We start from the raw sequence: 17,875 nt of genomic DNA on the forward strand, positions 1-17,875 counted from the left end.
ATGTTAAAAAAGATCTTACTGGTTTTACTGATTTTAGCTCCTTCACTGCTTTATCTTTATATCGTGAACCGTGAAGAGAAAGTAGAAACACCTGCCGAGCAGACTGCTCCTGTGCATAACCCGACAGAATACCAAACACCCGATCATTAAAATCTGGCTGTTTTAAACTCCTGCCAGCCGCGGGAGTTTCATTTTCCGCCTAAATGACGAGCAAATAAGCCCAATCATTCGATTTATTTAAGCCCTCAATAAAATTAATGCATTACTCCTGTTTAATGTTTGAACTTTTAGCGCTTTTTTATATAAAAGCCTTTTGACAAAAACCAATTGAGTCCTTAATATACGCATCACCTCGCAACGTCCCTATCGTCTAGAGGCCTAGGACATCGCCCTTTCACGGCGGTAACCGGGGTTCGAATCCCCGTAGGGACGCCATCTATTGATCGCATACGATCAAGCCTTATTCAAAATTATTATTAATACATTGCAGATTTATAGTTTTTCACTACAATAACTCGCTTCATTCTTCTGATTTTTTTCAACTCCTATGCACTCATCTCCGAATGATGCTACGCATCAGGGCAATTCTGCGCCTTTAAAACGCGCTATGAGTACTCGACATCTGGTCATGATTTCGCTTGGTGGCGCAATCGGAACAGGCCTATTTTTAGGGTCGGGTGAAGTCATTGCACAAACGGGGCCTGTAGGTGCCATTATTGCTTATCTCCTGGGCGGCATTATCGCTTACATGGTTATGCTCTGTCTGGGCGAACTTGCTGTTCATATGCCAGAATCTGGTTCATTTGGTGCTTATGCCAAACGTTATATTGGACCGGGTACAGGCTATACCATCACTTGGTTATACTGGCTGACCTGGTCTGTCACTCTGGGAACCGAATTTACTGCAGCCGCCTTGCTGATGCAGGAATGGTTCCCGGATATTTCCATGTGGTTATGGACCATTATTTTTGGTGTCTTTGTATTTAGCTTAAATATGATTTCGACCAAATGGTTTGCCGAATCCGAATTCTGGTTGGCACTGGTGAAAGTAGTCACTGTTGTTGCCTTTATTGTTTTGGGCTTACTGGCCATCTTTGGTGTTTTGGGCTATCAGGGCTACGAAGCTGCACCTCTATTCACCAATCTGACTGCCCAGGGCTGGTTCCCTGAAGGTCTATTCCCGATTTTTGCGACCATGCTGATCGTGAACTTTGCCTTTTCGGGTACAGAGCTGATTGGTGTTGCGGCGGGTGAAACTGAAGATCCTGCGAAAAATGTCCCTAAAGCCATTAATACTGCGATTTTCCGCTTATTAATTTTCTTTGTGGGGACGATTATCGTGGTGACGGCCTTACTCCCGCATCAGGAAGCTGGCTTGGCCGCTGAAGGTGTCAGTAGCAGTCCATTCGTAACGGTATTCCAGCACATCGGTATTCCTTATGCTGAAGACATCATCCGCTTTGTGATTATCACTGCGTTACTTTCTGCTGCCAACTCGGGCTTATTTGCCGCTTCTCGTATGATGTGGTCATTGTCCTACAGCAAACAGTTACCTGCCGTATTCTCAAGACTCAATGCTCGCGGTGTACCGTATATTGCAGTCATGGTGACCATGCTCGGTGCATTGCCAGGCCTGCTGTCTGAACAGTTTGCGCCAGAAACCATCTTTACCAACCTACTGGGCATTGCGGCGTTTACCATGGTGGTGGTCTGGATGAGTATTTGTTTAAGTCAGTTCAACTTCCGCCGGCAGTGGTATAAACAGGGTCGCACGGTCAAAGAACTGGGCTTTGCAGCACCATTGTTTCCGATTGTGCCGATTTTAGGCTTCGTGTTCTGTTTTATTACCTGTGTCAGTATGGTCTTTGATCCATCAATGCGCATCAGCTTCTTTGGCTGTCTGCTGTTTATTGCAGCCTGCTATGCCAGTTATTATGCGTTCTACCATAACAAGTCTTAAGCATCAGCTTTAAAAGAGCGACTTCGGTCGCTCTTTTTTGTCTATACTGATTGTATATTGGGCAGCTTCAATGGTGCGTCGATGAAAATTGTGTTTATTCACGGCATGAACAAGCAACAGTATACGGCGCCTTCATTACGCCAACATTGGCTGCATCTTCTCAAAAGAGGCCTCAGAAATAACCCGCAACAGCAAGCCCGTTTTAGCTATTTAAAACGGCATATCCGTATCCCTTTTTATGGTGATTTACTCTCTCGACATCATTTGCATAATCTACTCAATGCCAGCACCTTAATGCCGCAGCAATGGCCGCATTTCCCTTTTCTACATCCGGCACAGCGGCAAGCCGTACCACCAACCAATCAGTGCAAATATCAAGTTTGTGATGTGCCCCAGTTAAATCCAGATAAGACATTCAACTTTGATCAAAAGCTGAATTTTATTACAGCATTAAGCAAAGATATTGCCTTGCGGGATTTTGCGGTACTCATTAATTATTTCCCCAGTTTACACGCCAGTTTTTTGCATAAGTTCCTGCTGGAAACCTATCTTTATTTGGCCAATCCGACTTTTATGCAGGAAGTTCATCGGCGCATTCATCATCAACTGCATAGCAGCAAACCACAGATTCTGGTGGCACATTCGCTGGGTAGCGTGATCGCCTATAACTATTTGCTTCAACATCCAGAACTGAATATCCAGCGTTTTATTACCCTCGGATCACCACTGGCATTTCGTGTCATTCAGGCGCATCTTCCGCAACCAATGATAAGACCTGCTGCAATTTCAGGCGATTGGATAAATTTCTATTCACATGATGATTTTCTCACAGCATTCCCCCTCTCAGAAAGCCCTTTTAATTTTCAGCCAGCCATTATCAATCAGGAAATTCGCACGTTTGTGCAACGCCCACACGATATTGCGGGTTATTTACAGCACCCACAGGTATTAACCGCGATGCTGGAATTGCTCAAAAATCCGGCTTAATTCAGGTAATTTTCCAGTATACCCATCAGATTGTTTTAAAATTACGCACTCAATCCAGAAAATCAATTTTTTTATAGAAATGCGTTTGACACCCCCCTGTTTTCACCCTATTATACGCCCACCTCTGAAACGTCCCTATCGTCTAGAGGCCTAGGACATCGCCCTTTCACGGCGGTAACCGGGGTTCGAATCCCCGTAGGGACGCCAATTTTCAGAAGTACATTTTATTAAGTCCCTATCGTCTAGAGGCCTAGGACATCGCCCTTTCACGGCGGTAACCGGGGTTCGAATCCCCGTAGGGACGCCATTACTTCAAGCTAAAAGTAAGGGTTTTAAAATTGATCTTCTGTACTGTCCCTATCGTCTAGAGGCCTAGGACATCGCCCTTTCACGGCGGTAACCGGGGTTCGAATCCCCGTAGGGACGCCATATTCGAGATGGCAACATCTCAACAAAAAAGCCCGGGCATTGCGACTTGGGCTTTTTTGCATTCTGAATATTTAAATATAATTTTTTACCACTCATTAAAATATGCTCTTCGTTACATAGGCTGCCATGTAATTCATATTTTACAATTTGCATTCTTTTAACATTTCTATTCATATAAATATCCGTTCATTTTCATTTAAAGCAATACACCAATAAATTAGAACAAAAATTCAACATCTAGACGTCAAGTCGCACGTTAAGGTAACTGAAGAGATATCTGCAAGGATCAGATTATGTTCGTCAGCACAGAGTTAAGTTTGCCTTTATCGCCAAATAATAATCATAATTATCAATTTAAAAGCTTTAAGGATTGGGTCGACTTTTTTCAAGATACTGAAATCTCGACGAATACCAAAACCGAACAAGCTGAATCTTATTTGAGTGATCTGATTAAAAAACTGAATATAGAAACACTTGAATGGCTGGATCAACCGGCACAAGTTGAACAGCATCTTTTAGAACAACATCATCAAATTTGTGCCAAGTTTCAGGCTTATCTGGGACGGCGTAAACAGCATCAGGCCCGGGAGTATTTCCCAACGGTTTCACATGCTTTCGAATTTCTATCCAAGGTTGCACCGGTTAAACTGGTCGATGGTTCCTGGTTATATTCCACCGTACATAACTGCAATCAACCCAAGCTGAAAGATTTGATCTATATCTATCTGGAAGAACTGGGTCTGGGACATCCACGTGCCAATCATGTCACCATGTATCAGCACCTGTTAAGTCACTATGAGCTGAACAGTTATGCCGAACAACTGGATGCCAGTTATTATGAGCAGGCCGCGGTACAGTTAGCACTGGCTTATGCGCCGGCCAAATACTTGCCTCTGGTGATTGGTTTTAATCTCGGCTATGAACAGTTGCCGCTGCATCTACTCATTACCAATTACGAATTGGCTGAACTCGGGATTGATCCCCATTATTTCAATGTGCATATTACGATTGATAATGCCCACAATGGCCATGCACAAAAATCCCTGCAAGCCTTTATCCAGCATTATGAGAATGCGGAAGATCCGGAGACTTATCTTGATTTGATCAAGCAAGGCTATCTGCTCAATGACATCGGTAAAAGTTCTTCCCAGATTGTGAAAGAGCTGGATATTGAGCGCATGGCCTTAAAAGTATTCCAGAACAAGGCACTGATTGGCCAATATATTCATAACCAGAAATGTCAGTTTAGTGGCAAAACCATCAATGACTGGTTATCAGATCCGGCGCAAATTTTCAAGTTCCTGAACGTGCTGATTGAGAAAGGCTGGATTATTAAAGATGCTCCTGTTGAACAGAGCCGTTTCTGGAAAATGATTGATCATCCTGAAGGTAAAATGTTTGGTGTGTTTAATGCGACTGAAAAACAGATCATTAAAGACTGGATTCAGGGGGCAACTTTAGCAACTCGGCTGTCTTCACGTAGCGCAGCGCCGTCTCAGGCGAAAGTTGAACCTGCTTTAAGCCGTATGGATCAACAACGTTTAAATCAGTTAAAAAATCGCTTTATGCGCTGTGAAGGTGCGGAACAGAAAATTGACTTGCTGATTCCCTATACTTCACCGCATATGCATCATACTGAAGTGGGTTTATGGGCCACTCGTCAACTGGGACAGTTATTATTTCCTTTCCAGACCCAGGCGATGCATTATTCTTAACTATGTGATGAATAAAAAACCGGGCATTCTAATTGCCCGGTTTTTTATGCTTAGATGATAAATTTAAGCCGATTTACGCGAATTCAACTGCCCTTTAATTACGGCTTTAACATTGCCTTTGAGGTAGTTCAAAAAGACTTTTAACGGTGACAGTTTTGGATTCGGCTGTTTGCCTTTGGCAATTTCCTTAAACTGCGCGGCATACCAGATAATTTCCATAATCGCCATTTTGTCAACCAGCGGAATACCGGTTTTAATTTTCTCAACCGCATAACGTACATCTTGCCCTGCAATCAAACGATCACCCAGATCCGGCTCTACCGCAAAAGGTCGGGCAATGCCGACAAAATCACATGCACCACTGTCGAGTGCAGCATTCATGCCGTCGACGGTTCTAAAGCCACCAGTCACCATGATATGGCAATTGACTTCCTGACGGATCTTTTCGGCAAAATCGAGGAAATAGGCTTCACGGGCAATGGTTGAAGCTTTGCGTTTGTCTTCTTTTACACCAGCCATGGCAGGCGCTTCATAGCTGCCACCAGACACTTCAATGATATCAATCCCGGCTGCATCCATCGCCTTAAAGACATAGATCACATCTTCTTCACTTATACCACCGCGCTGAAAGTCAGCAGAATTCAGTTTGACTGAAATAATGAAATTTTCTGAGCTTGCAGCACGGACAGCCTGATAGGTTTCCAGCAGAAAACGGGTACGGTTTTCAATACTGCCACCCCATTGATCCTGACGCTTATTGGTCAGCGGTGACAGAAACTGGCTAATCAGATAACCATGCGCACCATGCAACTGGACGCCTTCAAAACCGGCCTTTTCACAAATTTGCGCTGAAGTGGCAAAACGCTGGATAATCTCCAGAATTTCAGTTTCAGTCAGCGCACGTGGTGTGCCGAAGCTGACGGCCAATGCCGGACTAAAAGGTACGGCCGACGGCGCAACTGTTTCTTTATTTAAGCCTTTGGGACACTGACGACCCGGATGTGATAACTGCACCAACTGTACCATACCCTGCTGCTTGCCCACTTCCGCCCAGACTTTAAGCTGCTCCAGATCACGCTCGGTTTCTACCACCACCACGCCCGGCTCATTTTTGGCACGAAAGTCCACCATGACATTGCCAGTAATGGCACAGCCCAGTCCACCTTTGGCCCAGGCTTCATACAACTTGAAATGTGCCTGATTGGGCTGGCCGGCATCATTGGCCAGCGCCTCACTCATAGCGCCTTTAATAATACGGTTTTTGAAATTGGTATGACGAATTTGAATGGAATCGGCCAATTGGGTCATGATCTGTCCTGATATTACTTTTATTTTGTATTCGTTTATAACGCAAGTCAGGATAATTGACAATTCAACTTGTCAAATTTACACAATTTTCATCTGCTTATTTTTACGATGATTAAAAAGTTTCGTGATTTATTGTCTTGGATCAAAAGCATCACGCACTGCTTCGCCAATATACATCAGCAAACTCAGCACAATGGCCAGACTAAAGAAAGCTGATAAAGCCAGCCATGGCGCATTTAAATTATTTTTGGCTTGCAGCAACAGCTCTCCTAAAGAGGCTGTTTCCGGTGGTAGCCCATAGCCTAAAAAATCCAGAGCCGTCAGTGCGGTAATATTGGCAGTCAGCATAAAGGGAAGTTGTGACAGACTTGAACCGATGACATTCGGCAATATATGCCTGAACATGATTCGCCCATCTCCTGCACCCATACTTCGTGCCGCCCAGACGTATTCCAGATTGCGTGCACGCAAAAACTCAGCCCGTACCATGCCCACCAGAGTGGTCCAGCCAAACAACAGCATGATCAGAAATAGCCAGTAAATATTGGGACTAAACAGACTGACCAGCACCATGACCATAAATAGCATCGGCAAACTGCTCCAGACTTCGAGCAGTCGTTGCCCGATCAGGTCGATCCAGCCGCCATAATAGCCCTGTACAGCCCCCAGCAAAATTCCAATCGCCGCCGACAATAAAGTCAGTGCAAAACCAAATAAGAGTGAAACCCTCAAGCCATACAGAATCCGCGCCAGCACATCACGACCCTGATCATCTGTTCCGAGCCAGTTTTGTGTACTTGGTGGCGAAGGCACCGGAACAGCCAGTTCCAGATTCGGGCTTTGATATGAAAATAGAATAATTGGCCAGATCGCCCAGCCTTTTTCTGCAATTAACTGTTGAACGGCAGGATCTTTATACTCGGCTTCGGTTTCAAATACACCGCCAAACGCCGTTTCCGGATAAGATTTTAAGATAGGCAAATACACTGCATGATCATATTTCACCAGCAAGGGCTTATCATTGGCAATCAGTTCTGCGCCCAAGGACATGATAAAAATAAGGCCAAACACAATAAAACAGCCAAAGCCTAGCTTGTGCTGCTTAAAGCGTTGCCAGCCTAATTGCATCAAGGACGACATTAGGAGGATCCCCGACGTGAACTGAAATGAATCCGTGGGTCGATCAGTTGATACAGCAAATCGCTTAATAATCGCAATATCAGACCAAGCAAAGTAAAGATAAACAGAGTACCGAAAATCACCGGATAGTCGCGCTGGATGATCGCCTCAAAACCCAAAACACCTAAACCATCGAGATTAAATATAATCTCAATAAACAGGTTGCCGACGAAAAACACCCCAATTAATACTTCTGGCAAACCTGCGATCAACACTAACATCGCATTTCGGAACACATGCCGATACAGCACTGCGTTTTCATTTAATCCTTTGGCCCGCGCAGCCAGAACATATTGCTTACTCAGCTCTTCCACAAAAGAAAATTTCACCAGATAAGTCAAACTGGCAAATCCACCCAGCACCATGGCCAACAATGGCAATGCCATATGCCAGAAATAATCCTGAATTTTCCCGAAAAATGAGAGTTCGGCAAAATTTTCAGAGCTGAGTCCCTGTAAGGGAAACCATTGCAGAAAAGATCCACCGGCAAAAAATACAATCAGTAAAATCGCAAAAATAAAGGCTGGAATGGCATAGCCCACAGCCAGCATTAAAGAGGTGATCTGATCAAAAACACTGCCATGTTTTCTGGCTTTGCCGATGCCTAAAGGGATAGACACCAGATAGATGATTAAGGTACTCCACAGACCTAAAGACAGCGATACCGGTAGTTTTTCCCAGATCAGATCAGTCACAGCCTTGTCTTTAAAAAAACTAGTGCCCAGATCAAACTGGGCATAGCGCCTTAACATGTCCCAAAAGCGGATATGGGCAGGCTGATCAAAACCATATTGAATATTGATCTGCTCGATCATCTCAGGGGTGAGGCCTTGCTGCCCCTGATACTGTAATCCGGTATGTGTCAAGCCATTGACCTGTTGTGCCTGATAAATCGCTTGTTCCACCGGCCCACCCGGTGCCAGCTGGATCACCATAAAGTTAATCAGCAAAATGATCAGCAAGGTTGGAATCATTAGCAACAGACGCTTGAGTATATAAGTGCTCATGGCACTCCCTGATAGGCTTGGAGCTTAATGCTGTTTGAAATAATTGGCCACACGTTGAGCCTTTGCCGCATCGACCCACCAGTAGTCAATGCCCGCGGAGAGCTTAGGTTTAAGCTTGGGCTGCTGATACATGTTCCAGTAAGCATACCAGTATTCACCCGTACCATAAGTCGGAATATGATAATAACCTGCCCGCAGCAAACGGTCTAAAGCTCGGGTACTGTCAATCACCTGCTCCCGGTTCTGCGCCTGAATTACTTGCTTAATCACCGCATCAATAGCAGGATTCTGAATACCGGCATAATTATAGTTACCGACCTGCTTGGCAGCCTGACTGCTCCAGAACTGTTTTTGTTCCTGCCCCGGTGTCAGGGACTGTGGCATGCTGTCGACAATCATATCAAACTGGTAATTTCGTAGCCGTTCATAATACTGCGCGGTTTCGACCATACGAATATTCGCCTGAATCCCCAAACGTTTTAAATGACGTAAATAAGGCATCAGATGACGCTGCTGTTCCACCTGATGCAGCAAAAATTCAATCTTGACCGCTTGACCGGAAGCATTGACCAACTGCCCCTGTTGATAACGATAACCGGCTTTTAACAGCAATTGACGGGCTTTTAATAAATTCTGCCGGTTAAACCCTGAGGCATCGGATTGAGGATATTGCCAGTCCTGAAGTACAGCCTGACGCTGAACCGGATGAAGCTTCTGCAAATGAGGCTTTAAAATTTGCAGCTCTTGGGCACTCGGCCGTCCACGAGAAGCCAGCTCGCTATTGGAAAAAAAGCTGTTCAGACGTTGATATTCACCATAGAACATGGCTTTATTCAGCCATTCAAAATCGTAAGCAAAACTTAAGGCCTGACGGAAGCGAATATCGGCAAAGGGTTGACGCCGCGTATTAAAGACCAGACTCTGGGTCGGGACCGGATTTTGATGCCGAAAACGATAACGTTTGACTTGTCCTTGCCGAACCGCAGGAAATTGATAATCCCTGATCCAGCGATTGACCTGTTTTTCCTCATGCAAAGTAAATTGGCCCGATTTAAAGGCTTCGAACTTGATTTCCGGACTACGATAATAACGATACTGGATCCGGTCAAAATTATAACGACCGCGATTCACCAATAAATTTTTGCCCCAGTATTGAGGATTGCGCTGATACGAAATACTGCGGCCGGGATCTATGCGTTCAATCACATAGGGCCCTGAACCCAGAATCGGTTTCAGCGTCAGGTCTTTAAAATCACGCCCTTGCCATTGCCGTTTAGAATAAATGGGCATCTGCGCGACAATCATGGCCATTTCCGGATTATGCCCGGATTTAAAATGCATTTTGACTTGTAAAGCTGATAATACTTCCAGCTTGTTTAAATCTGCCAGATACATTTGCAGACCGAAATTAGACTGGGTCTGATAAAGCTCAAAGCTATATTTGACATCTTCCGCAGTTACGGGCTGACCATTGCTAAAGCGCGCTTTCGGATTTAAATGGAAAATGATAAAGGTGGTTTTCTTGGGGTCAAAACTGACTTTTTCCGCCAGCAAGGGATAATACACCCCGGGCTCATCCAGTGATTTCGACAGCAAACTGTCAAAAATATAGTTGATCCCTTCAGTGACATTGCCTTTGCCATTCATGCTATTTAAATTATCAAAGCTGCCATCGGCCGCCAGAATCAGTGCACCACCTTTGGGGGCTTGCGGATTGGCATAAGGTAAGGATTGCAGATGGCTATATTTCGGTGGGCTATGTAGCGCAATATAAGGCGTGGTGATCAGGGCTGCCCAACTGGTATTCATTACCAGCGGGACAACCATGCTTAAAACAAATAAACTAAAAAATCTCACGATGAATGAATTAGTTTGGCACTTTAATCACATCACCAATACGTAGTTGTGTATTCGGTTTGAGATCATTCATTTCCGCCAGTTGATTGCTATTCATGCCGTAACGTGAGGCCAGACCGATCAAGGTATCGCCGCGTTTGACTTTATAATCAGTCACCAGTTTTGGAATCTGGATGGTTTGACTGACACGCAATCCGGCACGTGGACTGAGATTATTTAACTCGGCCAGTTCGGTGACCGTAATTCCTAAACGGCTGGCAATCGCATTCAGGGATTCGCCTGACTTGACGCTATAAGATTCAGTTGCTCTAGAAGACACAGGCTTAGCTGCCACTTTCACGTCTTCTGCTTTTTTATCCGTCGGAACATCACCCACAATTTTTAAACGCTGACCAATACGGACGTTGCCATTGGCATTCAGGCCATTTAAATCGGCCAGATACTTGACCTGAAGATGATACTGACGCGCAATAGAACTTAAGGTTTCACCCGATTTCACCACATGCGAATCGGATTTCACATGTTTCGACACCGTTTCCGCCACAGACTCACGCACGGGTTCAGCTGCCTCACCCGTCAGCTTTAAACGCTGACCGACGCGCAGGCCGGCATTACGAGAAATACCATTCAGGCTCGCCACCTGATCCATCGACAGATTGTATTTTGCGGCAATGCCGGTCAAGGTATCGCCCGATTGAACTATATAAGTTTCAGGCACCTGACTGCCGGCTGGAATCTTGATGGTCTGGCCTATACGTAAACCACTATTGGCTGCAAAACCATTTAAAGCTGCCAGCTCAGACACACTGAGCTTGCTTTGACTGGCAATGCTATACAGGGTTTCACCGCGTTTGACCTGATAATTTTCAGTTGCTGTCTGATCAACTTTAACATTTTCAAATGTCTGTTCAGTCTTTTGGGTCGATGCGGTCAGTGCTTCAACTTCCTGAAGTGGCACATTGATTTTCTGTCCCACCATCAAACTGCTACCCGCAGTTAAACCTGAGGTGAATGACGCCAGTTCAGCATTTGACAGTCCATAACGATCGGCAATCAGTTTCAGATATTCACCGCGCTTGACTGTATAGGATTTGGTTTGAACTTTGGCAGCTTCAGCTTTTTTAGCATCTTCTACTTTGGCTTTAGATGCAGCCGTTTCTTTCAGCGACAGCTTCTGACCGACAAATAAACCACTGTTGGTACTTAAACCATTAAAATCAGCCAGCTGTTTGAGACTTAAACCAAACTGGCTTGCCACACTGGTTAGAGAATCATTGGCCTGAACCACATAAGATTCCGGCTTTTCTTTGGCTTTGGTTTGTTCCTGCACCGGCTTGGCATCATACAAATAAATCGTGGTGCCTACATATAGCGTAGAGTTTGGATCGATCTGGTTCCATTTCGCTACATCACGCCAGTTCACCCCATTTTTTGCTGCAATCAGTGCCAGATTATCCCCCGGTAAAACCTTATAGGTACTACGCTTGCCCTTAGGCGCGACCACCACCACTTCAGAATCAGTCTTGACATAATTTTTACCCTGGTTCAACTGGGCTTCAACCGAAGTCGCTGTGGTATTGTCAGCAACTTCTTTCGGATAAGAGAAGCCTTTGGTAAGTTCCTTGCCTTGCTGCTCAGCCACAGACAGGCTGGTTTGAATAGCCGTCAGCTTGATTTTACCATCATAAGGATCGACAATTTCTGTGCCTGCCGGCGCCAATGCTTTCAGCTCTTCAACTACCTGAGCCTGTTCTGCCGGTGTTGCAACAGGCTGCAGAACTTCATCCACAGTTTTGTTAGTTTCCTGCGCGGTGACGACCTGCTGAACTTGCTGACGCTCGGCTGCAGAAATCGGTGGTTCGACCTGAATCTGTTTCGCTGGCGCTGCCGGTGTCACTGCGACCGGAATACGTGGCGCACTTGGAATCGGCAAATCACTTTGGGCAGCAAAACTGGCCAAGGCAGATGAGCCTCTAGGCGTTGAAATCTTTTTCGTGGTCTGTGCCACTGTATTTGCCGTTGTCACCACAGGTGCAGTCGTTGCAGGTCGAGTACTGGCAAGAACGGGTGGAGTCTGTTTTGCCGGCGTAGTCGCTTTCGCATTTAATACGGGAGGCGCAGCTTTGGTCGGCACCACTGGGGTGGTGTTTTTCGGCAGATTGCTGGCACTACTCGCAGATAATCCGCCGGAACCAGATAGTTTTTTCAGCTTTTCATCAACTGAAGGACTGAGGTCAGCAGGAATCAAAATACGACGCGGACTGGTAGGGTCAATATGATCACCACGATGCCCCGGGTTCAATTGATACAGCTCCGCACGGCTCAAACCGGTGATGGCTGCAATTTCATTTAAATTGGCCACGCCTACAGGCACTTCACGGAAATGCGGACGGTTGGCAATTGGTGGCAGGCTCACCCCATACTGACCTGGAGTTTTAATAATTTGTGCAACTGCCAGGAAACGTGGCACATAGCTCATGGTTTCTTGTGGCAATTTGAGTGACCAATAGTCGGTCGGCAGACCTGCTGCCTTATTGCGGTTAATCGCCTGCTGAATACGTCCCGGGCCAGCATTATAAGACGCCAGCGCCAGCTCCCAAGAACCAAACTGGTTATATAAACTGCCTAAAAACTCATAGGCTGCACGAGTCGATTCCACCACATCACGACGACCGTCGTATAAAGGGGTCTGCTTTAAACCATAAATACGGCCTGTGCTTGGAATAAACTGCCATAAACCTGCCGCTGCCGCACTACTGGTCGCTGCCGGGTCATAGGAACTTTCAATAATCGGTAATAGCGCCAGCTCGGTCGGCATACCACGGCGTTCTGCTTCTTTTACCGTGTAATATAAATAACGTGAGGCACGCGCACTTAAACGATCCAGATAAGGCTGACGTGAAATAAACCAGCCACGCTGCGCATCAATCCGCGGATTCCAGACACTTAAATCCATCTTGAAACCCACAGTCATGCGTTTCCAGACATCACCATGCTTCAGAACCAGTAAACGGTCGCCTTCTACTGCACGCATATCGGTTGCAGAGAGTAAATCTTCCAGTCCATCCAGACTGCTGGCATCCAGATATTGTGATCCAACTTGCTTGCTTTTCGCTGTTTGGGTCGCACTTTGTGTAGATGAACAGCCCGTCAGTCCCAAGGAAGCAAGTGCAGTTCCCAGTACAGAAAATTTTAAAAATGTTGGTAATGTCGGCTGCCACAAGATTGCGGTTGGTTTATACATAAAAAAATCCAAACAACTCGTATATAAATTTATTTTTTAGATATGCCATTGTAGTGAAGCAGGTCGAAGACACAAGGCAATAATTTACCGTGATTTCACGTTAAATGTTACAAGAAATTAAAAAATCCGGGACATATAGATTGATCGACTGCATTTGCGCTATACAATAAGCCTTCCAGCTTGTTCTCTTTTGATCGGATTTTAATTTATGTCACACACTATCACACTTTATGTTGATGGCGCTTGTCGCGGCAACCCGGGTTTAGGCGGTTGGGGTGCATATATTATTCATGGACAGCAAGAACACAAGATCTGCGGGGGCGAAGACCATACCACCAATAACCGTATGGAACTGACCGCCGCCATCGAAGGCATTCTGTTTTGTGACAAACAGGACAAGCTGGTGATCTATACCGATTCCAACTATGTCAAACAAGGCATTACCGAATGGATTCACGGCTGGAAAAAGAAAAACTGGAAAGACGTCAAAAATCCGGACCTGTGGCAAAAGCTGGATGCCGTCTGTCAGGGACGCGAGATTGAATGGCACTGGGTCAAGGGTCATTCTGGACATCCGGGCAATGAAATGGCCGATCAGCTGGCCAATCAGGGTGCCGATGAAACCCTGAAAAAATCTAAACAGACCGCTTCAATTTCCGAAGATAAAAAAAAATCTGAACCCGACTGGCTGCTAGATGATCCTTTCGGTCTGGATCTGGCCGAGAGTGAAGAAGAGCTGGACGCGATGCAGGAAGAAGAAAATATCGTATTGGATGAAGTTGCCGAGAGTGAACACAGTGACCCAGCGCATCAAGATGCTGATGCAGCTGCTGCCAATACCTCACAATTACATCCCCAGATTGTGATTACCCCCGCAACCTTACAATTGCATGGCCCGCGACAATTGATTCTGGATACCGAAACCACCGGTTTTTATTATCAGGATGGTGACCGGATTATTGAAGTTGGCGCGCTGGAAATGATCAACCGCAAACTGACCGGCAGCTCGATTCATATCTATATCAATCCGAAAACACCGGTCGGCGACTCGGTCAATGTCCACGGCATTACCGATGAGTTCCTGCAAGACAAACCGTTATTTGAGGAAATCTCTCAAGTATTGTTTGACTATTTGCACGGTGCCGAAATTATCGCGCATAACGCCAGCTTCGATATGAACTTCCTGGATATGGAATTCAAACGGGCAGGTTTTAAAGCCCTGTCCGAAGTTTGTGAAGTAACCGATACCCTGGCAATGGCCAAGTCCAAGCATCCGGGGCAGAAAAACTCGCTGGATGCCTTAGTGCGCCGCTACGAGATTCCAAAGCGTGACCGTACGTTCCACGGTGCCTTGCTCGATGCGGAAATCCTGTCTGATGTTTATCTGGCGATGACCGGTGGACAGGTATCTTTTGATATCGATGCTTTGTCTCATTCTGACGATCAGAACAACCGTTCAGGCATGGCCAGAGTTGAAATTGAACTGCCGGTGATTCTCCCCTCAGAACAAGAATTGCAGGAACATGAGAAATGGATCAAACAATTCGAAGAAAAACATGGAACTGCTTGCCTTTTCTCGAAATAAAATCTACATTTCCGAGCATGCTTTAGGTTAAAAACTACAGTTCTTCAGTTATAGTAAATACAAAGAGGTTCCGCAGCTTTAAGCGGGGCTCATATATAGATAATACTTCAGGAAAGGTGCAGATCCATGTCTTACCAAACCTCTATACATTTTGATCCAACAGCCTTACTGATAATAAAAAATGAGGTTGATAACTCGATCAAGTTAGTCGAATCAGCAGTAAGCACCTTGGTAGAAGATCAGACTTTACCTTTTGGCATTGATGATGCATTAAATCAGTTCGAACAATGTGCCCAAGTTCTGGCACTCATCGACATGTCCAGCCTGGCAAAAGTCGCTCATTATTCAGCAGAACTGATGCGCAAGATTATGGGGAACCCGGCACAGGTCAATACGCAGGACGTCATTGCCCTGAGTGAAGGCACCACCATGCTGAAACGCTATATCGAATTTATCTGCCTGCGTGAAGTAAAAATTCCACAGTTCCTGCTCGACACCCTGAACCGTCTGGAAATTGCGCTGGGTAAACCGCTCACCAGTGAAGGTCAGCATATTGAATCCCTGCTCGATCTGATCACGCCTGACTTTCAGTTACCACAAGCACCCGGTCTGGAAAAATCCAAATATGTTCAGCGCCTGTACAAGCTGTCCCTGAACAAGCTGCTTAAGCAGGAAGAAAGTGAACTGGATCTGCAGGCGATTAAACTGGTGGGGGCTTATCTGGCTGGGCTCGCTCAATCGCACACCAGCAAACAGTACTGGAATCTGGTTTTCGTTGCATTCAGCAATATTGATCACTTGCTGATTAATGAGCCACGTCTGCGCACTCTGGTGAGTATCGAGCGCAACATGGCACAATATTTTGGCTCGCCGGACAGCTTCAAGGCTTCACTTGCAGACCTGGCCAATGTCCTGAGTCTGTGTATTAGCCAGGAAGATGATACTGCACAACATATCCGCAGTCAGCTCAATATTGGTGAAGACCTGCTGACCGATATGCAGTTACAGGTCTTTAGTCGCCACCTGTATGGTCCAGACTTTGAAACCATGCATACCATTAGCGAACTGGTGACCACAGAAATGGCGCAGATTCGTAATGACATCGAGTTTAACTATCAGAACATGAGTCCTGAAAAAACTCAGGAATTGCAGGCACAGCTCAATAATCTGGCCAACATCTTCAAAGTATTGAACCTGAATGAAGCCTATCATGACCTGAACCGTCAAGCTACTTCACTGAGCCAGACTGAAATCCTGAAAGATCCGGGTTTTGCCCAGCAGTTGATGAATGTGATCCTGTCTGCCATGAACTCGATTGGGGTACTGGAACGTCATCACACCTCGAGCCGTTTGCAGCTGCGCGTCAACAACATGAATATTTCTCTGGACCGCCTGGATGAAGCACATGCGGCTTTACTCACTGAAACCAAGGCCCTGATCGAGCTTTCCAGCCAGATTCTGAGCAACTATCTGCAAGATCAGGACTTGGCTGCACTCGAACCTGTGCCAGTACAATTCTGTGAAATTGGCGGGGCGATGCTGTTCCTGAATGCAGAACATGTTCGTACTGCATTCACCACCACTGCAGCATTCATCAAGAACCGTATTGATCTATCAATGGCATTAACGCCGGAAGAGATTCATCGTGCTCTGGATACTCTGGCGAGTGCTGACATGATGATTGATAACTTAAAGAACAAACAGCCTGTTTTACAGGCTATGTTTAAGGTAGCATTGGACAGTAGTGAAAAACTCAAAATAGTTGCCTAATGTCCAAATTATCACTTGCTTATATTTTTCAGCAGCAGCAACTGCTGGTCGATCAACATTTTCAGCTTCCACAGGTTGAAGCCCTCGCAAGTGATTTGTTACTCCACACGGGTGATCAAGTGATTGCCCGTGACCTGCTTCCCGATGAGCCGATTCCTACAGGCTTGCAACTGGTACCCATCCGCCAGTTATTACAGTTCTGGAATACCCAGCAATTCGAACAGGCCAGCCGTGCGGTACAGCTTTTAGAATGGCGCCGGAATCACAAATTTTGTAGTCATTGCGGTACGGCCACCGAAGCACATCCGCTTGAACATGCGATGCTCTGTCCATCCTGCAATTATCGTCAGTATCCACGGGTTCAGCCTTGTGTCATTACTGTCATTACCCGGGGTGAAGACGAAATTTTGCTGGCCAAAAACGCGCGTAATACCAAAAGCCAGATGTATGGCCTGATTGCCGGTTTTGTTGAAGTTGGCGAAACGCTGGAAGAGGCAGTACGTCGTGAAACGCTGGAAGAAGTCGGTTTAGAGCTCAAGAATATTCAGTATCTGGCTAGCCAGCCCTGGCCGTTTCCAAGCAATCTGATGATTGCCTTCAAGGCTGAATATGCCGCGGGTGAAATCGAATTACAGCAAGAAGAAATTAGCGATGCGCGATTCTTTAAATTCGATCAGCTGCCTGAAATTCCGTTCAAGGGCAGTATTGCCCATGCCATGATTATGCATGTGACTCAAGGTACGGCAGTCGCAGACGATACCAAGACCTGGCTCTAGCTCTTATTGAGCTCAAGTTTGGCTGAACCAATAAAAAAAGAATCCAAGGGAGATAATC

The 17,875-nt window shown here is 45.8% G+C and carries 11 protein-coding genes, 4 tRNA genes and 2 pseudogenes; 12 read left to right on the forward strand and 5 right to left on the reverse strand.

Going from position 1 to position 17,875, the window contains the following annotated elements:
- From FTV48_RS03520 to FTV48_RS03555, 8 genes are all read left to right on the forward strand, one after another.
- A complete protein-coding gene (locus tag FTV48_RS03520; protein WP_005096385.1) occupies positions 1 to 150 on the forward strand; it encodes a hypothetical protein in 150 nt (49 codons plus the stop codon).
- 209 nt (positions 151 to 359) lie between these two features.
- A tRNA-Glu gene (locus tag FTV48_RS03525) sits at positions 360 to 435 on the forward strand.
- Positions 436 to 547: 112 nt separating this feature from the next.
- Complete coding sequence (locus tag FTV48_RS03530; protein ID WP_100357224.1) at positions 548 to 1,960, forward strand: amino acid permease; 1,413 nt, start codon at positions 548 to 550, stop codon at positions 1,958 to 1,960.
- 81 nt (positions 1,961 to 2,041) lie between these two features.
- Positions 2,042 to 2,947, forward strand: a complete 906-nt coding sequence (locus FTV48_RS03535; RefSeq protein WP_179999422.1) for an alpha/beta hydrolase — start codon at positions 2,042 to 2,044, stop codon at positions 2,945 to 2,947.
- Positions 2,948 to 3,078: 131 nt separating this feature from the next.
- Positions 3,079 to 3,154: transfer RNA gene (locus FTV48_RS03540), tRNA-Glu, on the forward strand.
- Positions 3,155 to 3,178: 24 nt separating this feature from the next.
- A tRNA-Glu gene (locus tag FTV48_RS03545) sits at positions 3,179 to 3,254 on the forward strand.
- A gap of 46 nt (positions 3,255 to 3,300) precedes the next feature.
- Positions 3,301 to 3,376 (forward strand) — tRNA-Glu (locus FTV48_RS03550).
- 293 nt (positions 3,377 to 3,669) lie between these two features.
- Positions 3,670 to 5,091, forward strand: coding sequence for an iron-containing redox enzyme family protein (locus FTV48_RS03555; RefSeq protein WP_179999424.1), 1,422 nt, complete (start codon positions 3,670 to 3,672; stop codon positions 5,089 to 5,091).
- A gap of 63 nt (positions 5,092 to 5,154) precedes the next feature.
- Here the strand turns inward: FTV48_RS03555 and FTV48_RS03560 are convergent, their stop codons facing one another.
- From FTV48_RS03560 to FTV48_RS03580, 5 genes are all read right to left on the reverse strand, one after another.
- Positions 5,155 to 6,399 (reverse strand): NADH:flavin oxidoreductase/NADH oxidase family protein, encoded by a 1,245-nt coding sequence (locus tag FTV48_RS03560; RefSeq protein WP_005171838.1) that lies wholly within the window; start codon positions 6,397 to 6,399, stop codon positions 5,155 to 5,157.
- A 129-nt stretch (positions 6,400 to 6,528) separates the two neighbouring features.
- Entirely contained in the window at positions 6,529 to 7,539 is a 1,011-nt protein-coding gene (locus FTV48_RS03565; protein ID WP_179999426.1) for an ABC transporter permease, read from the reverse strand.
- On the reverse strand, positions 7,539 to 8,585 hold the full coding sequence (locus FTV48_RS03570; RefSeq protein WP_005096376.1) for an ABC transporter permease subunit: 1,047 nt from the start codon (positions 8,583 to 8,585) through the stop codon (positions 7,539 to 7,541). The genes FTV48_RS03565 and FTV48_RS03570 overlap by 1 nt, the downstream gene beginning before the upstream one ends.
- Before the next feature lie 24 nt (positions 8,586 to 8,609).
- On the reverse strand, positions 8,610 to 10,412 hold the full coding sequence (locus FTV48_RS03575) for an extracellular solute-binding protein (protein ID WP_179999428.1): 1,803 nt from the start codon (positions 10,410 to 10,412) through the stop codon (positions 8,610 to 8,612).
- 40 nt (positions 10,413 to 10,452) lie between these two features.
- The gene (locus FTV48_RS03580) at positions 10,453 to 13,686 is read right to left on the reverse strand and encodes a LysM peptidoglycan-binding domain-containing protein (RefSeq protein WP_179999430.1); all 3,234 of its coding nucleotides are present in this window, start codon (positions 13,684 to 13,686) and stop codon (positions 10,453 to 10,455) included.
- A 208-nt stretch (positions 13,687 to 13,894) separates the two neighbouring features.
- Here FTV48_RS03580 and rnhA point away from each other — a divergent pair.
- From rnhA to nudC, 4 genes and pseudogenes are all read left to right on the forward strand, one after another.
- A pseudogene (gene rnhA, locus FTV48_RS15170) lies at positions 13,895 to 14,422 on the forward strand (ribonuclease HI); the annotation flags it as partial.
- Between the two features lie 108 nt (positions 14,423 to 14,530).
- Positions 14,531 to 15,271 (forward strand): annotated as a pseudogene (gene dnaQ, locus FTV48_RS15175) (DNA polymerase III subunit epsilon); the annotation flags it as partial.
- A 126-nt stretch (positions 15,272 to 15,397) separates the two neighbouring features.
- The gene (locus FTV48_RS03590) at positions 15,398 to 17,041 is read left to right on the forward strand and encodes a hypothetical protein (RefSeq protein WP_005096371.1); all 1,644 of its coding nucleotides are present in this window, start codon (positions 15,398 to 15,400) and stop codon (positions 17,039 to 17,041) included.
- Complete coding sequence (gene nudC, locus FTV48_RS03595; RefSeq protein WP_100357231.1) at positions 17,041 to 17,817, forward strand: NAD(+) diphosphatase; 777 nt, start codon at positions 17,041 to 17,043, stop codon at positions 17,815 to 17,817. Before FTV48_RS03590 ends, nudC begins: the two co-directional genes overlap by 1 nt.
- Positions 17,818 to 17,875: the final 58 nt, after the last annotated feature.

It is taken from the genome of Acinetobacter sp. YH18001 (genome assembly GCF_013416975.1).
Taxonomy (GTDB): domain Bacteria; phylum Pseudomonadota; class Gammaproteobacteria; order Pseudomonadales; family Moraxellaceae; genus Acinetobacter; species Acinetobacter pseudolwoffii.

Bases quoted from the DNA above. Each gene is read 5' to 3' on its own strand.
- FTV48_RS03520 (WP_005096385.1), top strand. From the start codon at position 1: ATGTTAAAAAAGATCTTACTGGTTTTACTGATTTTAGCTCCTTCACTG.
- FTV48_RS03530 (WP_100357224.1), top strand. From the start codon at position 548: ATGCACTCATCTCCGAATGATGCTACGCATCAGGGCAATTCTGCGCCT.
- FTV48_RS03535 (WP_179999422.1), top strand. From the start codon at position 2,042: ATGAAAATTGTGTTTATTCACGGCATGAACAAGCAACAGTATACGGCG.
- FTV48_RS03555 (WP_179999424.1), top strand. From the start codon at position 3,670: ATGTTCGTCAGCACAGAGTTAAGTTTGCCTTTATCGCCAAATAATAAT.
- FTV48_RS03560 (WP_005171838.1), bottom strand. From the start codon at position 6,399: ATGACCCAATTGGCCGATTCCATTCAAATTCGTCATACCAATTTCAAA.
- FTV48_RS03565 (WP_179999426.1), bottom strand. From the start codon at position 7,539: ATGTCGTCCTTGATGCAATTAGGCTGGCAACGCTTTAAGCAGCACAAG.
- FTV48_RS03570 (WP_005096376.1), bottom strand. From the start codon at position 8,585: ATGAGCACTTATATACTCAAGCGTCTGTTGCTAATGATTCCAACCTTG.
- FTV48_RS03575 (WP_179999428.1), bottom strand. From the start codon at position 10,412: ATGGTTGTCCCGCTGGTAATGAATACCAGTTGGGCAGCCCTGATCACC.
- FTV48_RS03580 (WP_179999430.1), bottom strand. From the start codon at position 13,686: ATGTATAAACCAACCGCAATCTTGTGGCAGCCGACATTACCAACATTT.
- FTV48_RS03590 (WP_005096371.1), top strand. From the start codon at position 15,398: ATGTCTTACCAAACCTCTATACATTTTGATCCAACAGCCTTACTGATA.
- nudC (WP_100357231.1), top strand. From the start codon at position 17,041: ATGTCCAAATTATCACTTGCTTATATTTTTCAGCAGCAGCAACTGCTG.